The following is a 16,520-nucleotide window of genomic DNA, read 5'->3' as shown; positions in this document are numbered from 1 at the left end:
CCCATATCGGTCCGCCATCGCATCCAAATGGCCGAAGTGGGCAGCCGAAAGAGTTAACTGACGATGAAAGCCTGCACGCAAGGATGTGCAAGCCGGCCTAGGGATGTTCGAGGCGCCTGTTTGTCCTGCCAGAAGTGATTAGCCCAAGCGCTGCCGCGGGGTATTTACACGTTATGCGTTCAGCTGATGATCTCGTTGCATAGCGCTTGTCCCGGTTTGTGGCGACGCAAGCGACATAACAACGAGATCTCGCCCATGCTTCCAACTTCCGTTTTCTCTCCCCGATTCGGCCGCAAGCCCTCTGGAGCCCTGGTGCCATGGGTGTTGGCATTGGCGCTTTCCGGGGCAGGTTTGCTCGACACAACCAGCGCTGCGGCCGACACGGCCTACCACATCAGACCGCAGACGCGGATCAAGGTGGCGATCGTCGAATGGATCGCCGCGACAGGCGAATACAAGGAATGGACGGCGCTGAACGGCGAATATGTCGTTTCGCAATCCGGTACAATCTCTATCCCGATGATCGGGGAAATGCAGGTCAACGACAAGACGACCAGCATCGTCAGCGCCGACATCGGCGACAAGCTGAAGCAGATCACCGGTCTTGCCGTCGCGCCCACCGCCTCGGTCGAGGTGGTCAAATATCCGATGATCTACGTCTCCGGTGCTGTCGAAAAGCCAAGCGAACTGGAGTTCCGTCCGGGCCTGACAGTCAAACAGGCCATCGCCATGGCCGGTGGTAGCCAGCGCCATTCCAGTCAGACGGGCGACTATTCCGAGGCGCAGCAGATCAGCTATGCCGGCGAGATCAATCGCATGGAGCTGCAATTGAAGCAGCTCAGTGCCCGGCGCGCTCGTCTGATGGCCGAACTCAACGATCAGCCGACCATCACATTCCCGCCGGAGATCAAGGCCGCACCGGATGGGTCGGTCATCAAGCAGATCATGATAAGCGAGATCGATCTGTTCAATGCCCGTGCCGACGCCCTGCGTCAGCAGCTCGTATCCGCGGGGGACCTCGAGACGCTGCTGCACAACGAAATCAACATTCTCGATGAGAAGATGAGCTCGCAGGACGAGCAGGTGAAGATCGCCCAGGACGAGTTGAGCGATATTACGAAGCTGGTCGACACCAAGATCCTGACGACGTCACGCAAGACCTCGCTGGAGCGGATCGTTGCCGAGATGCAGGCCGGCAAGCTGGACCTCGTCGTCGCGTCGATGCAGGCCAAGCAGAAGCTGAGCGAAACCGAACGCGACGCCCTGAACCTCAAAGGTCAGCGCAAGACCGAAGCCGGGCAGCAACTGCAGACGACCGAGACAGATATCGAGGACACGAAACTCAAGCGCAATACGACGCTGCAGCTGCTCCAGATCGCCGGCGCGTCGCTCTCCCGCAGCCAGAGTATCCAGTCGCTCGATCTTCAGCCGCGCGAATATTGGATTACGCGAGGCGGCGGCGACACCGCCGCTACCCAAGTGTCGGAAACGACGGAATTGCAGCCCGGAGACGTTCTGGACGTTCGCTACAACATTTCCGGAAACCTGGACGGTACGGTGCTGTCCTCGGTCGATCCCACGCAATCCCAATGACAATCAAGACAATCAAACTAAGGTTGGGGAACAATTATGGCAGTTCACGAGATCGGTAAGGGCTTGCGCGGTACGCCATCGGATACCAAGCGCTCGGGGGGCAGCGAATACATCTCGTTTCGCGATATCTGGCGCTTTCTGCAGCGTCATTGGTTGATCTTCACCATTTTCACGTCGGCGGGACTCGGCATCGGTGGCTTCTATATGGCCACGACACAGCCGGTCTACCTGGCAACAACGCGCGTCGTCATGGACCCGGACCAGGGGCGTATAGTGTCCCAGGATGCGTTCACGGGCACTGTCATCATCGAGGCAGCCGAAATTGCCAGCCAAGTCGAGATCGTCAAGTCCGAAGCGACCGCGCGCGCCGTGGTCGAGAAACTCAATCTTAGCGAGGATCCGGAGATCGTCGGAGGCGTGTCGTGGCAAGCGGCCTTCCACGACAAGCTGCGCGCCTTCATCAGCTTTTTCAAGCACGGCGATGCCAGCGTCAAGGCCGTGCCGAGCGACGATGACTTGATGCGCCGCACCATGGCCTCCTTTCTCTCAAGGGTCTCCGTCACCCGGGTCGGCCAATCCTACATTCTTGAGATTGGCTATAGTTCCATCGATCCGGAAAAGGCTGCGCTGGCGGCGAACGCGATCGCCGAGGCCTATATCAAGACGGGGTTGTCGGAACGCGCCTCCGCGGCGCAAAGTGGTGCCAAATGGCTTGAAACACGGCTCATCGAGGTCGGTCGGCAGGCACGCGAAGCGGCCATGAGTGTGGAAGAGTTTCGCGCCAAGAACGGCATTATGGAGATCAGCAACTCTTCATCACTCGATCAGCAACAATTGTCCGAGATCAGCAGCCAGGCAGTCGCGGCGAAGGCGCAGACGGCGGCTGAGTCCGCCAAGCTTGCCACGCTCAACCAGCTGCTGGCGGGCGGCAAGGTCGAGGGCGACGTCGACGAGACAATCAACAATCCCCGCATCCAGAAGCTGCAGGAAGATCTCGGTGTGGCGACCACCAAGCTCAACAACCTTATCAGCCGATATGACGCCGACAATCCCGCCGTTATCGCCGCGCAGCAGGAAATTGACCGGCAGAAGAACGAAATGCGCAAGGAATTTGCCCGTATCCAAGCCGTCTATAGCGCGAATCTTGAGGTCGCCAAGACCCGGGAAGGGCTTCTGGGTGATGAATTGACCTCGCTAAAGGAAACCGGGACGGACAAGAACCTCGCACGCGTGGAATTGTCCGAAATGGAAAGCCGGGCAACGACATATCGCCGCATGTATGAAAGCATTCTCCAGCAATTGATCGGCGCCATGCAGAAGGAATCCTTCCCGCTCGGCAACGTCCGCGTTGTGACGGCCGCCGCCGCACCGCTGACCAAGGCCTGGCCGAAATCGTCCTTTGTAATCCCCTTCTCCGCCATGCTGGGCCTTACGGCCGGCCTGATGGCGGCACTCCTGCGGGATGGCCTGGATCGACGCGTCAGTTCAAGCGAGAAGCTGCGGCGGGAGCTGGGGCTCAGTTTGCTTGGTCATGTCCCCGTCTATACCAGCCCATCTTTCGTGCCCGGTAATATAGTGGCAGGAGGCTCTTCATGGCGGCGAACCATGTTGCCGCTGAGGTCCGTGCTCGACACGCCCTATTCGCAATTCTCCGAAGCGTTGCGTGGCGTCAAGCACTCGATCGATTCCTCCTTCCCGCCCAATGCGCCTATGGTGATCGGCATCACCTCGGTCGGCACCGGCGAAGGCAAGACGACGGTCGCGACCAATCTTGCGCAACTCTATCAGCACGAAGGCGCCTCCGTGGTGCTGATCGATGCCGATTTTCTCAACGCGCGGCTGAGTTGCGTGGCGATGGAATCCGGCATGGATTTCGGGATGGAGGTGCTGAGCGTAAATGATGTGCCGCGCCGCTATGCCGTAGCGCATGAAAGCGGCATGCTGGTTGCGAAGACCGATCATGAGCCCGAGGCCGAGAGGTCCTCCGCGCAGGCCCACGGCGGTGTTCCTGTCGTCACCGTCGACGAGACGGAGAAGTCGGTCGCCTCCTTCCAGCGGTACGGGCACCTGCCTGCCTTGAAGGCTGAGATCGACCTGTTGCGGCGGCGATACAAGGTCGTCATCGTCGACATGTCCGCCTTCGAGGACTCCGCCGATACACGGGTCATCTGCGCCTATCTCGAAGGTATCGTCGTTGTCGTCGGGCAGACCAACAAGATGACGGTCGAGCGGCTGTCTGATGCGCTCGCAAGCTTCGGCACCACGTCGATCAATATCCTCGGCATCATCGCCAACCGCAGCTACGAGAAGCGGCAACATGGCGAACGTCGCCGCTGGTGGCGCAAGTCACGGGGCCGCGAGACGCGCTTTTCCACCAGACGCCTCGTGGGTTATACGGCGGGTCGCCCTCTCAAGGTCGTCGTCGGCATCGCCAGCACCGGCCGGCGGGACATCCTGTCGTCCATCCTTCCCCATATCGCCAACCAGAGCCGCAAGCCGGACGAGGTCGTCGTCTGCCTTTCGTCGCCGGAGGATATCGATCCGAGCTGCCTTCGCAATCTCGACTTCCCCGTGCGGGTGCTCATCTCCGAACGTGGCCTTTGCCGTCAACGCAATCGCATCCTCGACAATATTCGGGATGCGGATATCGTCCTGTTCCTCGACGACGACTTCCTGATGACGCCGACCTATATCGAAGAAGCCGAACGGCTGTTTCAGTTCCAGCCCGATGTCGTCATGTGCACGGGCACAGTATTGGCCGACGGTATCACCGGCCCCGGCATTTCCGTTCGGGACGGCTTGCGGCTGGTCGAAGCCAAGCGCCGACGGCGCTCGGAGCCTACGATGCAGGTTCAGCCGGTCTACAACGCCTATGGTTGCAACATGGCAATCCGGATGGCCATCATCAACGCTACCGGCCTGCGCTTTGACGAGAACCTGCCATCCTATGGCTGGCTCGAGGACGTCGACTTCAGCCGGCTTGCCGCTCATTATGGTCAGGTGGTCAGTGCCAAGCAGCTCGAAGGTGTTCATCTCGGCACCAAGAGCGGCCGGTCGGCCGGTGTCCGTCTTGGCTATTCTCAGATTGCCAACCCCCTCTACCTGATGCGCAAGCGTACCATGAGCGTGCCGCACGCAACGGCGCAGATCGGCCGCAACCTGGTCGCCAATCTCTTCAAAACCTGGCGGCCGGAGCCCTGGGTCGACCGTAAGGGACGGCTCAAGGGTAACATCATGGCTTTCCACGACCTGCTGAAGGGCAGGCTGGCGCCACAAAACATCGAAATGCTGGAATAGCCCCGTGCGCCCCGCCAATCTCGATCGCGTCGTCATCATTAACGATCGCTCCGCCAGGATAGGGGGGGCATCGAACCTTGCAATCCTTTCGGCTGGTTTGCTGCAGGACGCAGGGATCCCGGTAACCTATTTTGCCGGAGATGCCGCCGGCTCCGATCCGCCGGCGGCCGATACCATCAATCTCGACGCCCAGCCGCTGATGCAACAGGCACGTATGCACGCCCTCGTCAGCGGCCTGTACAGCCGGCATGCCTATGCCGCCCTCCAGGGCCTTATCGCCCGCGTCGATACACCTGGCACCATCTACCATGTGCACGGCTGGACGAAGATTCTGTCGCCTTCGATCTTTCGAGCGCTGTGGCCTGTGCGCGAGCGTGTCATCCTGCACGCCCATGACTATTTCCTGTCCTGTCCGAATGGCGGATTTGCCAACTATCGCAAGAATCAGGTCTGTCCGCTGACGCCCATGTCGGTCCAATGTCTGACGACGAACTGCGACAAGCGCGGATACGATGAGAAAGTCTGGCGGTCGGCGCGTCATCTGCTGCGGGAATATTTTTATCCCACACGGCAGATACCCGCCAATATCGTTGTCGTGCACCAGCGCATGCTCGATTATTTCGAGCGCGGCCAGATGCGGACAGCCAATATTGAAATAATCCGCAATCCCGTCGAACCGTTTCTGAAACACCCCATGGATCCCTGGAAGAAACGCGATTTCTTCTTTGTCGGCCGGCTGGAGCCCGAAAAGGGATTTGAAGACGCTGCGATCGCAGCCCGGCTTGCCGGCGTGAAACTCCACGTCATCGGGGACGGTGCCGGCCGCGCGCGTCTGGAAAAAGACTATCCCGAAGTCGTCATTCACGGCTGGAAAACCAAGGATGAGATTCGGGACATCATTGCTCAAGCGCGCGCGCTCGTCGTGTCCTCGCGCGTTCCGGAACCTTTCGGGCTTGCCGCGCTGGAGGCCGTGACCAGCGGCATCCCCGTCATCCTTCCCGATGCAGCGCTTCTGGGCGACGAGCTCGAGGCGCTTGGATGCGGGTTGACCTTTCAGAGCGGCAAGGTGGAAACGCTCGCGAGCGGGATGCGTCGGCTGGCCAATGACGACATGCTGCTTCGTTGGATGAGCGTCAATTGCATCCGCCAGTCCGGCGAGCTGGCGCACACGCCGGCATCATGGCGCGATGCGCTGCTCGTCCTCTACGAGCACATCCTGAAGCGGGCAAACACCACCAGGACGGGCGAAAATGTGCCCGCGCACAGTGATTTTCCGGTCGCCCGTCAGGTTGTCGACGAGACAAGCTAAGCTGGCGGTCAGCCTTGTGTTCGCGGCTCTACGCCAATGGGACTAGGTCAATGCCCGTAGGGTCAATTGTAAAGGGCGATGGCAACTGCCAGCTTTGAGAAAAGGATTCAGCAGGTGGTAAGGGGTCTGAAACATGCTATCGGCTTTTGATGGCTTTGCCCATGGCGAGCAATCGCTTCGCGATTTGAAACGGACAGTACGGCGCAGCCGTTCGAAACGCCTTGTGGACCTTATTCTTTCGGGCGCGGGATTGCTGTTTCTTGCACCGGCGTTTCTCGTCATTGCAGTCGCATTGCTCCTGGTTGACGGCCGTCCCATCATCTATCGCCACACCCGCATCGGCCGTGACGGCCGACCATTTGAATGTCTGAAATTCCGCACCATGCGCAAGGACGCCGACTGGCGGCTGGCGGAACTGCTCGAACGAGATGCGCAGCGAAAACAGGAATGGCTTTCGACACAGAAACTGATGAACGATCCGCGCGTGCACTGGCTTGGGAAATATTTGCGCATGAGCAGCGCGGACGAGCTGCCGCAGCTATTGAACGTTCAGCGCGGCGAGATGAGCCTGGTCGGACCCCGTCCAGTCGTGGCCTCGGAACTCGAACGCTATGGCGCGCACCTCTACTGCTATCTGGCACTGCAACCGGGCATAACCGGCCTCTGGCAGGTCAATCGCCGCGCGGAGACAACCTATGAAGAGCGCGTGCAATTCGATGTGGATTATTACCACAGCCGCTCGCTGCGCATCGACCTGGCTATTCTCATCAGAACCGTCGGCGTCGTGCTGCTTGCCCGCAATGAAAAAGAACGTCTTACCAAATGAAGAACATGGCAACGGCGATCCATACGATCAGGCAGAATATCACGATCATCCAACGAACCGCGTATTTCCGATGCGATGGGCGTGCCCGCCCTTCGATGATGCGATCGCGATCCTGGTTGTCGTCTTTCATACGCTGCTCTGCATGGTGTTTCATGATAGTTACCGACAAGCCCATTCTCTCTGGCCGACAAACCCGATCCGGTCGCGGCTCCCAAGGCGGTATTTTCTATAAAACAAAGTCGTATAGTCTCGGCTTTTCCCTCTTAGACGCAGCACCCCATGGCATGGAATCATGTCCTGAATGGGAACCCTACAAATTTTTTCTGACGCAAAACTGGATTATTCCACCGATATTCACTCAATATAGTACCAATATTGGGAGGCCAAGGGTCGAGAGGGACATATTGTTCTTTCGCGACCTGGGACAGGCGGTGCGCTGATGGACGGCCTGCCGTTGCATCCCAAAATTTCCAGCCGAACCAGAGTGCAGCGGTGGCTTCTTTCCCGCCTGCCATCAATAGTCGGGGACGGTGCTTCGACGCTCGGCTCGAAGGTCGTCTCGCAGATCGTGCAGCTGCTCGTTTTCCTCGTTGCCGCACGCATGCTGGAATCGGCCGAATTCGGCCTTTACGCTTACAGTTCCGCCATCGTGGTCATGCTCGTCGTCATCGCGGAAGGCGGATGGGGCGAGTTCGTGATGAAGAGGGATTGCACCGATCGTGAACTCGATCAGATCGGGACGATATCGATCATCGCCGGCGTGCTGGTCACGATTGCCGGCCTGTCGGCTGCTGCTCTCGCCTGGTTCCTTTTGCCACGATCCGACGAGGCGCTTCTCCTTGTTCTCTTCAGCTGCTGGTTCCTGCCGTCATCACTCTATGTCGTCTATGACGGGCTATTGGTTGCGCGAGGGCTTTTGCGCAAACAGGCCGCCATCCGCATAGCGAGCGAAGTGGTCGGACTTTGCGTGACCATGCTCGGCCTATGGGCGGGATGGAGTGTATTTTCGCTCGCAGCCGGCCGGCTTGCGGCGCAATTGGTTTGCCTCGGCGCGTCCGCCATTGTGCTCAAATGGTATCCAAAGCTCCACCTGACATGGCCTTTCGCGCGGGAGATTCTCGAATTCTCCGGTCATATCCTGTCGAACCGGCTGATCCTCTTCCTGCGCTCCTATTCCGGCACGCTGGCGATCGGCAGTTTTCTAGGCCTTGCCGAGGCAGGCTACTACCGCGTCGCCGAGCGCATTATTGCGGCCTTTTCCGAGCTCATAGGCGAGCCGGCGCGCATGCTTGCCTGGACGCTGTTTCGCCGTTCCGCGATGATACCGGATTCCAACGGAACGCCTAAGCGCGATATCGGCGCATCCGCAACGGCTTTCATGACAGTCCTCATGGCGATTTCTGCGCCGATCTATCTCGGCCTCTCGCTCATCTCGTCCAATCTGATCGACATCGTGCTTGGCGATAAATGGGCGCCGGCGGCAATTCTCGTGACGATCCTGTCGATGAAGCAGGTCCTGCTGACGCCGGGTTACGTCACCGAGGCGCTCCTGTCGTTATCGGGCAATATCCGCCGCATGCCTCCGACCATGCTGCTCAATGCCGCGGCCTCGGTTGGCCTCATCTTGCTTCTGGCGCCCTTCGGTGTTGAAGCGGCCGCCTGGGGCCAATGTGCCGCCGCCCTGATTTCCTTTCTGACGTCGATGCATCTGCAGCGAAACTACGGCGGCCTTGGCTGGGGGCGCGTCATGCGCAAAAGCGGCTACATCGCCGTGGCGATCCTACTGATGGCGGCAACAGTCTATGCGCTCGGCTGCTGCGCCGAAGTCTGGAACATGCGGCGGATCCTGACGCTCATGCTGCAAGTGCTGATCGGAGGAGCGATCTACGTCCTGGTGCTTGCGGCTCTAAAGAAGCTGATCGGAGACACGGCTTCGATCCTGTCGCCCAGCCAACCGTAACGAGGAGATCACGATGACAACCCTATCCGTGTCCGGCAACACACGTTCTATTCTCAAGGGCGCGGCACAGAGGGCTGCACACGCGTTTTCACCCCTGCGGGCGGTAGTCGGGCGCCTACACTATCTTTCGCCTCTTCCACGACGATTTACAGGCGCCTACGGCACCTTTGAGGCGGCCATGACAGCCGCCCGCCGGCAGCCGATGGCCGGCTATGATCACGAGGAAATCGCAAGCGTCTCCTTTGCCAAAATGTGCCAGGTGGCGCCATGGGACTATCCGGTGCTGTTCTGGATGCGGAGCCTGATGCCGACAGTGGATGGTCTCATCGATGCCGGCGGGCACATGGGAACGAAATATCGCGCCTTTCGGCCGTTGCTGTCGCTGGATGGCTCCTTTCGCTGGATCGTCTACGATCTGGCAGCCATCGTTCGAGCCGGCCGAAGCCTGGCCGAGCGTGACGGATTGACCGGCCTTTCCTTTGTCGACCGGATCGAGGACGCCGGCGCAACGCCGTTGTTCCTAGGGTCCGGGCTGATGCAATATCTTGATATGCCACTATCCGATCTGCTGAAGCGCCTGCCAAGTCTGCCGCCCCACCTGATCCTCAACAAGGTTGCCCTTCGCAAGGGCGGAGCCGTTGTTACGCTCGAGCGGATCGGTAAGACTCATGTGCCTTATCATATGCGCGACGAGGCTACCTTTATCGATGATGTAACCCGGCTTGGCTACCGGCTGGTCGATCGCTGGTCGATCCCCTCGCTGTCGCACGTGATCGACACGCATCCGGAGCTGGGACGCAGCGAAAGCGCCGGCTTCTACTTTCGGTTGGACTAGGCCGCGGACTCACAACGCGCAGCCATAGGCGGATACAAACGAGCCTGACGAACGCGCCGGCGTTATCATCAACCCACCGCATCCATGATGACAGCACCGATAGCCTGATTTTGCTTCCGTGTTCGCGGAGCTATAGCCGCATATGCCGTTTGACGCCTCTCGGTCGAAACCGACAAAAGCAGACGATTATGTGCTAATCTCACGAGCTACCAAACGGACGGAGGGTGGTGCCAATGTTGGAAACGGACAAGGTATTCGCTGGCTCGATTCCGGAAAATTACGACCGTTATGTGGTGCCGTTGATTTTCGAGCCGTTCGCCGCGGATCTTGCACAACGAGCAGCGTCCTTTTCGCCAAACGCTGTTTTGGAAATCGCCGCGGGCACCGGGGTTGTCAGTCGCGCGTTGGCGCCAAAACTGTCCGCCGGCGCAAGCTATATCGTCACCGACCTCAATCAACCGATGCTCGACTACGCCGCTTCGCAGCAAGCTCCCGACACCCGCATCAAATGGCGCCAAGCGGACGCTCTGGCGCTGCCGTTTGAAAATGCGGTCTTCGACCTCGTTTGTTGTCAGTTCGGCGCGATGTTCTTCCCCGACCGCTCGGCTGCCTACCGGGAGGCAAGGCGGGTTCTAAAGCCCGGAGGACGTTTTTTGTTCAACGTGTGGGATCGCATCGAGGAGAATGTATTTGCGGATGAGGTGACGAATGCTCTCGCAAAGATTTTTCCGAACGATCCGCCGCGCTTTCTGGCACGCACGCCGCACGGCTACCACGATACGGCACTGATCCGCAGCGAGCTGGAGGACGCGGGTTTCTCCCGTGTGGTGATCGAAACGAGAGCCGAACAAAGCCGTGCATCCTCGCCCCGCCTTCCGGCCATTGCTTATTGTCAGGGAACTGTTCTTCGCAACGAAATCGAGGCCAGGGAAGCGGGAAGCCTGGAGGCTGCGACCGACTGCGCTGCATCCGCGATCGCAGCCAGACACGGTCCCGGCGAGGTTGCTGCCAAGATTCAGGCCCACGTTATCGTGGCTGTGGTCTAGGCGTCGGAATATGCCATTCCGGCACTTCGCGACATGCCGCTGCGAAGCAGCAATTGCGTAGCTTTCGGAATGAAGCGGATATGAACCGAATTTGTGGGTACACGCCCTAGCCCTAGGTGTGATGCGTCGATAACTGCCGGTCGCGGATAGACGCCTTAGGCGACTGCTCGATCTCGTGGCGGCGCTTGATATGATCGGCAAGCCGGATCGCCAGCGTCAGCAGCATCAATGTCGGATTGGCATGGCCGGGTGTGGGAAACACCGAACTGCCGGCGACAAACAATCCGTCGATGCCGTGGACCATGGCGTTGGGATCGACGACGCTGGTCAATGGATCGGTACCCATGCGGGTCGTGCATGAGGGATGGGCCATGTCCATGAAGGCGGCAGCGCCACTGTCGTCGGCTTCGATCCAGTCCGCCAATTGCGGCCGCGGCAAACCAACGCGATCAAATTCGTCCACCATGATTTGGGCGAACCGCTTGATGCTCTCGATTTCGCAGGAGCCGATCTTCCAATCGACGCGTGCCAAAGGCTGGCCAAGCCGATCCCGTTGCTTCGAGAGCGTAACGCGGCTTTCAGGATCGAGCCGTTGTTCCGCCATCGCGTCGAAACGCAGTTCTGTGGAGCGATGCGGCAGACCCCGCTTGCGGATCAGCCGGTTGTAAAGGCCGGACGTAATCAGGGCCGGAGACGTTCCGATCGCGAAAAGATCCTGCATGAATGCCCTGCTGGAACCATGAGCCAAGCGTTTAAGCGCCCCCCAGGGGTCGTGATCGGCGTGGATCTGCACGGGATAGGCAGCGCAATTGGTAAGACCCTCCCGCTCCTGCATTTCGGGGCTTAAGGACAATCCCCTCAGATAGAAATGCGTCCGGCCTTCATGCGTCAGACCGTAGAAATTGAAATGCTCGGCGATGGCGTCGATGTCATGCCCGGTGAAGCTGCAAAGCGAGGTGCGCGGGTGATCGCAAAGATAGCGGCCGACAACGTCATGCTGATTGCCGATGCCTGCACCCATCACCGAATTTGAGGCCAGCAGCAGACGCGCGTTCTCGATACCTCCGCCACAAAGGACGATCGTGTTCGCATGGACGGTCGCCTTTTTGCCGGCGAGGCTTTCCACGCTCAGCGATGTCGGCCTGAGGCCCTGATCGTCGAGATTGATCTGAGTCACCGTCGCGTGCGTCAAGAAATCTACATTTGCCGCAGCGATATCGCAGGCGAGGCGGTTGAAGCGTGTCGGCTCACCGTGTCGATCCAACGTGTGGCTGAATTGCCAGAAGAAGGGACGCAGAAACTGTTCGTCCAAGCCAAGTTCGCTTGGGCGCGAATGGAGCAGGCCAAAGAGCCGTTTATCATAGAAATTGGGGCCAAGGTTGAGCAGTTCCCCTGCCCGATCAAGGGCTGTCAGCAGTTGATAGCGTGCAATCGGCCAACCGGAAAGCGGGAGCCAGGGCCGGTGGGCGAAGTCGATCTCGTCGAAGGCGGCGCACTTGCCGATCCAGGTATGGCTGCTGCCGCCCAGGATACGGTCGCGCAGCTCGAAGGCCGCTACGTCGTTCAGCCATGCCAGGTTGCCGGCATAGCCGCGTCCCGTCGGCTCGACGCTTTTTGAGGCTCGAGGTTCCCCGATATTCTCAACCGCACTCAATGTCTGGGTCTCTGCCTGGTAGTCGGTACCGCCGCTCTCGATGACAAGGACGCGAATCCGTGTGTCGGCAAGCTCTCGAGCGATGGCGATACCTGCCGGCCCACCGCCGATGATAGCCACATCCGCAGCCATCTGAATATTATCTAATATTGATCTGAGATCGACGATCGCCATCATAGTATTCCCGTGTATTCCCGCGTGTTATTTTACTTTCTACCAGCATCGCAGCGATCCGGATAATCGTTCAATTGGCATAGGCGGCGACGACGACTACCGATTTCGGATAGGTATATTCATCGAACATCGCGCCCTTCTTAGTCGGAAAGCCATGCTGAAAACGGCGGGAACAAGCGCTAGGCTCTTCAGGAAAATGTCGATTTCCCTGGGGAGTGAGAGTTATGGCCAAAGTGGGGTTACGTGAATGGTTGGCGCTTGCGCCGGTATTTGCTTCCGGGAAGCTCGCGCGTTACAGCGACGAGACCGGTGGCCCGCTCGGACGCTTTGAAGCTGATTTCTGCGCCAAGTTTGGCGTGCGCCATGCGCTGACGATGAGCAGCGGCACGGGAGCCTTGATTTCGGCGCTGATCGCCGCAGGCGTCGGCCCTGGCGACGAAGTGCTGGTGCCGGCCTATACCTGGATTGCAACGGCCGCCGCCCCATTGGCGGCCGGCGCGGTCCCGATCCTGGTCGATGTTGACCAGACGCTGACCATGGACCCCGCCGACATCCTTCGAAAAATCACACCCCAGACCCGCGCGATCATTCCGGTCCATATGTCGAACATGGTTTGCAACATGGACGCCATCATGCGCATTGCCCGAGAACACAATCTGGCTGTTATCGAGGATGCCTGTCAGGCTGTGGGATTGCGCTACAAGACCAAGCGGGTCGGCACGATCGGCGATTTCGGTGCGTTCAGCTTCAATCAGTTCAAGAATATAAATTGTGGCGAGGGCGGCGCCGTCGTTACGAACGATACGCGCTTGTTTGCGCGTGCGCGGATGTATCACGACATCGGCTCGATGTTTCGCGGCCATCTCGACAATGCCAATGAGCCACCCATGCTCGGCGTGAATTTCAAGGCGAGCCAGATCCAGGGCGCCATGTTGAACGTACAATTGAAACGGCTCGACCCGATGATCGCGCGCATGCGCGAGCGTTACGACGTCATGAGTGAAATTCTTTCGAAGAACAAGCGGCTGCGCATTGGCCCGCACAATGACATCGGCAACGCTGCCGGGCTGCACGTCATTTTCGAAACGTCTGACGATGCCAAGCAATTTGCCGAGGAAAACAAGCGTGGCGTCTATCGCCTCTATGATTCGAGCCGTCACGTCTACACCAACTGGCAGCCGGTCTTGCAGCAGCGCACCGGCCACCCAGCGATGAATCCCTTTCTCTGGACGGATCGCCGGATCGAATATACGCCCGAGTCCTGCGCGCAAACGCTTGATATCTTGAAGCGCACCTGTCGCATCAGCCTTGGCGAGAACTACCCGGTGACCCTGGTCGCCTACATGGCGCGACGCATGGCGAGATCGACGCCACCGACCGCTGGCAGCCTCTTTTACGCAACGACCTAGCATGGAAGTCATTGGCCCCGATACGATCGACGTCTGGACCTGGAGCTTGGACGTGCCGCCGCCTGCACTTGGCGCCTGCACCGTGCTGCTATCAGTTGATGAATGCGCGAGAGCCATGCACTTCGCCCGTGAACGCGACAAGCGGCGTTTCGTCGCCGCAAGGGCGCAACTGCGTTCCGTGCTGGGACGATATCTCGGACTCTCGCCACAGTCGATATGCTTCACCTATGGCGATTATGGGAAGCCGTACCTTACCATCGACGGTACCCCGCCCTTCTACTTCAATCTCAGTCACAGCGCCGACCTTGCGGTCCTTGCCATATCCGATTGCTATGACCTTGGCGTCGATATAGAGGAGATCCGCTTCCTGAAGGAGGACATCGCAAGGCGTTTCTTTTCGCGTAAGGAATATCAGACCCTGCGGGGCCTGCCGGCGGCAACTTACCTTGATGGCTTTTATCGCTGCTGGACGCGCAAGGAGGCATTCGTCAAGGCACATGGACGCGGATTGTCGCTACCGCTCGACAGCTTCGACGTCACGTTCGACGGGTTGGCCGAGCCAAGACTTGAGCGGCTGGAAGGCGATCCGGATGCGCCATCGAACTGGAGCATCCTGGAGCTTGAGACGCCGGTCAATTTTGCCGGTGCCGTCGTCGCCTCGACAAAAGGGCATCCCGTCCATCTGCGTTATCGAGACGCGGACATGTAGCTAGAGCGCTTCCGTTCCAAACAAGGTCACGGCTGCGCTCTATCCTTTTGTTCTTGCGCATTTCCGCACGGAAAACCGCTTCACACTTTTTCAGGAAATGCTCTATGTGCCTAATCTGGCGTCCAGAATGTAACGGCCGTTTGTCGCATCGAAATGATGGCAGCCGCGCAATCCGGGTTTGAATCCGGGTGTGATCGTGCGAATGCAGCGCTCTCGATAATCGTCGAGCGTAAGCTCTTCAATTTCCATGATGTTAAGCCCGTAGCCGTAAACGCCGTTTGTATTGCGCTGCGACGGCCGCAAGAGCCTGCCGTCGTGTTCGAAGATGCGCCCCGCACCCCGCGCCACGGTGCTGCCGATCACGACGGGATTGTGTTTATGCGGTTCGATGCGCGTCAGTTCGGGACCGTCGACCTCGAACACATAGAGCTCGCTGCAGTGGTCCTCATAGGCATGATAATCCGAGAGGTTGGTGAACAGCCACCATTTGCCGTCGTGCCGCGTCAGGACACTATCGGCAGGCGATTGTCCTTCGAGAGCGGTAGCATGAAGTTCCCATTTCAGGGGAAATTGGCTACAGCGCCAAACCTCGAGACGCCGCGCCTGATGGGTTTCCGGTATCATGAAGATCTGATCACCGTCGCGGAACACGCAGGGATAGGAAAGATGATACGGGCGCTCCAGCGCCACGCCGACCTGTTCGACTGTATCACCGTTGAACCGGCCGACGGCGATATGCGCCTTGCGGTCGCCGCGCGCGTAGGCCTCGTAGAACAGATAGCACTCGCCTTCATGCTGGAACAGGAACGGATCGGCCTTGATGCTGCTTTCGGACGGAGGGATTTCGATCGCCTGGCTTGGATCGAAATCGCCGATGTGCCCGCGACCCGTATAAAGTGTCCAGATGGCGGAATCGGAACGAAGTCGAGCCTTGATGGCTCTGAATGCTCTGGCTGAGACCGAACCTGTCAAAATACGGGCGTAGCGAAGGAGATCGCTGAATGATGGGGCGGGAACATCCGGCTGCCCGTAGACGCGAGGCAGGTCGAACTGACGGGTATCGGCCAGACGCGTGAGCTCACGCAGCAGGAGCGTTACACCTCGCTCGCGCACGACGGCACTGCCCCTGGCGGCGCTGAGCTTGATGTTGAATGCCGCTCTGGCGATCTCGACCCTGGCAGCTTCGCTGCCGTATTTCGCATAGAGCAGCAGGTTGGTTGTCGGAGCTTTGGCGAGAATGTCGGCATAGCCGAACCAGTCTGTATCTGCGGACCGCTGGTCGGAAAAATTGAAGGCCCATTCGCCGAACGGCAGCAGGCGGATCGCGTCATCGGGCATGCCTTCCGGCGTCGTGCGTATGACGAGATCGAGGTTCAGGCGCTGCAGGAATGCCGGCGTCATGTTGCCGCCGGTGCCGTCTTGATTGGCGACGGCGTCGTAGCAATCTATGAAATGGCGGCTGGTGTCGAAGTGCTTTGAGACATAGGCTGGCTGTCTGGCGAAGGCTTTCGCCTCCAGCCACGCACCCCACGACAATAGTCGTGAGGTCTTGTGCTCATTGAACGCGCAATGATGGATGAGCACTGCCGCGAGTTCCAAACGCGGATCGGCAAGGATCCGATCGAGAACCATGAGTTCCCAATTCTCGAACGCGCGCCCGTGCGCAATGAGAACGCCAATCCTCAACGGCTTGGTCACATCCATAATT

The 16,520-nt window shown here is 59.1% G+C and carries 12 protein-coding genes; 9 read left to right on the top strand and 3 right to left on the bottom strand.

The features are described 5' to 3' along the window. Positions 1-312 precede the first annotated feature (312 nt). From FHT29_RS28495 to FHT29_RS28480, 4 genes are all read left to right on the top strand, one after another. The gene (locus FHT29_RS28495; RefSeq protein WP_348644905.1) at positions 313-1,593 is read left to right on the top strand and encodes a polysaccharide biosynthesis/export family protein; all 1,281 of its coding nucleotides are present in this window, start codon (positions 313-315) and stop codon (positions 1,591-1,593) included. 36 nt (positions 1,594-1,629) lie between these two features. After that, on the top strand, positions 1,630-4,890 hold the full coding sequence (locus FHT29_RS28490; protein ID WP_112442710.1) for a glycosyltransferase: 3,261 nt from the start codon (positions 1,630-1,632) through the stop codon (positions 4,888-4,890). Between the two features lie 4 nt (positions 4,891-4,894). Then, positions 4,895-6,199, top strand: coding sequence for a glycosyltransferase family 4 protein (locus FHT29_RS35105; protein WP_047562004.1), 1,305 nt, complete (start codon positions 4,895-4,897; stop codon positions 6,197-6,199). 133 nt (positions 6,200-6,332) lie between these two features. Beyond that, on the top strand, positions 6,333-7,025 hold the full coding sequence (locus tag FHT29_RS28480) for a sugar transferase (protein ID WP_168600671.1): 693 nt from the start codon (positions 6,333-6,335) through the stop codon (positions 7,023-7,025). Here FHT29_RS28480 and FHT29_RS28475 read toward each other — a convergent pair. Next, positions 7,015-7,179, bottom strand: a complete 165-nt coding sequence (locus tag FHT29_RS28475; protein WP_156143626.1) for a hypothetical protein — start codon at positions 7,177-7,179, stop codon at positions 7,015-7,017. The genes FHT29_RS28480 and FHT29_RS28475 overlap by 11 nt on opposite strands. A gap of 330 nt (positions 7,180-7,509) precedes the next feature. Here FHT29_RS28475 and FHT29_RS28470 point away from each other — a divergent pair, with 330 nt between their 5' ends. The 3 genes from FHT29_RS28470 (at position 7,510) to FHT29_RS28460 (ending at position 10,866) form a co-directional block, all read left to right on the top strand. Next, positions 7,510-8,985: an oligosaccharide flippase family protein gene (locus FHT29_RS28470; RefSeq protein WP_348644904.1), complete on the top strand. Its 1,476-nt coding sequence runs from the start codon at positions 7,510-7,512 to the stop codon at positions 8,983-8,985. Between the two features lie 28 nt (positions 8,986-9,013). Continuing rightward, complete coding sequence (locus tag FHT29_RS28465) at positions 9,014-9,820, top strand: methyltransferase, TIGR04325 family (RefSeq protein ID WP_348644909.1); 807 nt, start codon at positions 9,014-9,016, stop codon at positions 9,818-9,820. 233 nt (positions 9,821-10,053) lie between these two features. Then, positions 10,054-10,866 (top strand): methyltransferase domain-containing protein, encoded by an 813-nt coding sequence (locus FHT29_RS28460; RefSeq protein ID WP_168600669.1) that lies wholly within the window; start codon positions 10,054-10,056, stop codon positions 10,864-10,866. 112 nt (positions 10,867-10,978) lie between these two features. Here FHT29_RS28460 and FHT29_RS28455 read toward each other — a convergent pair whose 3' ends face one another. Then, positions 10,979-12,652 (bottom strand): GMC family oxidoreductase, encoded by a 1,674-nt coding sequence (locus FHT29_RS28455; RefSeq protein ID WP_234903923.1) that lies wholly within the window; start codon positions 12,650-12,652, stop codon positions 10,979-10,981. 266 nt (positions 12,653-12,918) lie between these two features. Between FHT29_RS28455 and FHT29_RS28450 the strand changes: the two genes are divergently transcribed. Both FHT29_RS28450 and FHT29_RS28445 read left to right on the top strand, forming a co-directional pair. Beyond that, a complete protein-coding gene (locus FHT29_RS28450; protein ID WP_037201170.1) occupies positions 12,919-14,103 on the top strand; it encodes a DegT/DnrJ/EryC1/StrS family aminotransferase in 1,185 nt (394 codons plus the stop codon). A 1-nt stretch (position 14,104) separates the two neighbouring features. Then, complete coding sequence (locus FHT29_RS28445) at positions 14,105-14,812, top strand: 4'-phosphopantetheinyl transferase superfamily protein (RefSeq protein ID WP_168600668.1); 708 nt, start codon at positions 14,105-14,107, stop codon at positions 14,810-14,812. 102 nt (positions 14,813-14,914) lie between these two features. Here the strand turns inward: FHT29_RS28445 and FHT29_RS28440 are convergent, their stop codons facing one another. Beyond that, positions 14,915-16,516, bottom strand: a complete 1,602-nt coding sequence (locus tag FHT29_RS28440) for a hypothetical protein (protein ID WP_047561997.1) — start codon at positions 16,514-16,516, stop codon at positions 14,915-14,917. Positions 16,517-16,520: the final 4 nt, after the last annotated feature.

The sequence above is a fragment of the Rhizobium sp. SG741 genome, assembly GCF_012275435.1.
Classification (GTDB): Bacteria; Pseudomonadota; Alphaproteobacteria; order Rhizobiales; family Rhizobiaceae; genus Rhizobium; species Rhizobium lusitanum.
Note: the sequence above shows the minus strand (reverse complement) of the source record. Positions and strands in the feature narration are given on the sequence as shown.

Bases quoted from the DNA above. Each gene is read 5' to 3' on its own strand.
- FHT29_RS28490 (WP_112442710.1), top strand. From the start codon at position 1,630: ATGGCAGTTCACGAGATCGGTAAGGGCTTGCGCGGTACGCCATCGGAT.
- FHT29_RS28480 (WP_168600671.1), top strand. From the start codon at position 6,333: ATGCTATCGGCTTTTGATGGCTTTGCCCATGGCGAGCAATCGCTTCGC.
- FHT29_RS28475 (WP_156143626.1), bottom strand. From the start codon at position 7,179: ATGAAACACCATGCAGAGCAGCGTATGAAAGACGACAACCAGGATCGC.
- FHT29_RS28460 (WP_168600669.1), top strand. From the start codon at position 10,054: ATGTTGGAAACGGACAAGGTATTCGCTGGCTCGATTCCGGAAAATTAC.
- FHT29_RS28455 (WP_234903923.1), bottom strand. From the start codon at position 12,652: ATGGCTGCGGATGTGGCTATCATCGGCGGTGGGCCGGCAGGTATCGCC.
- FHT29_RS28450 (WP_037201170.1), top strand. From the start codon at position 12,919: ATGGCCAAAGTGGGGTTACGTGAATGGTTGGCGCTTGCGCCGGTATTT.
- FHT29_RS28445 (WP_168600668.1), top strand. From the start codon at position 14,105: ATGGAAGTCATTGGCCCCGATACGATCGACGTCTGGACCTGGAGCTTG.
- FHT29_RS28440 (WP_047561997.1), bottom strand. From the start codon at position 16,516: ATGGATGTGACCAAGCCGTTGAGGATTGGCGTTCTCATTGCGCACGGG.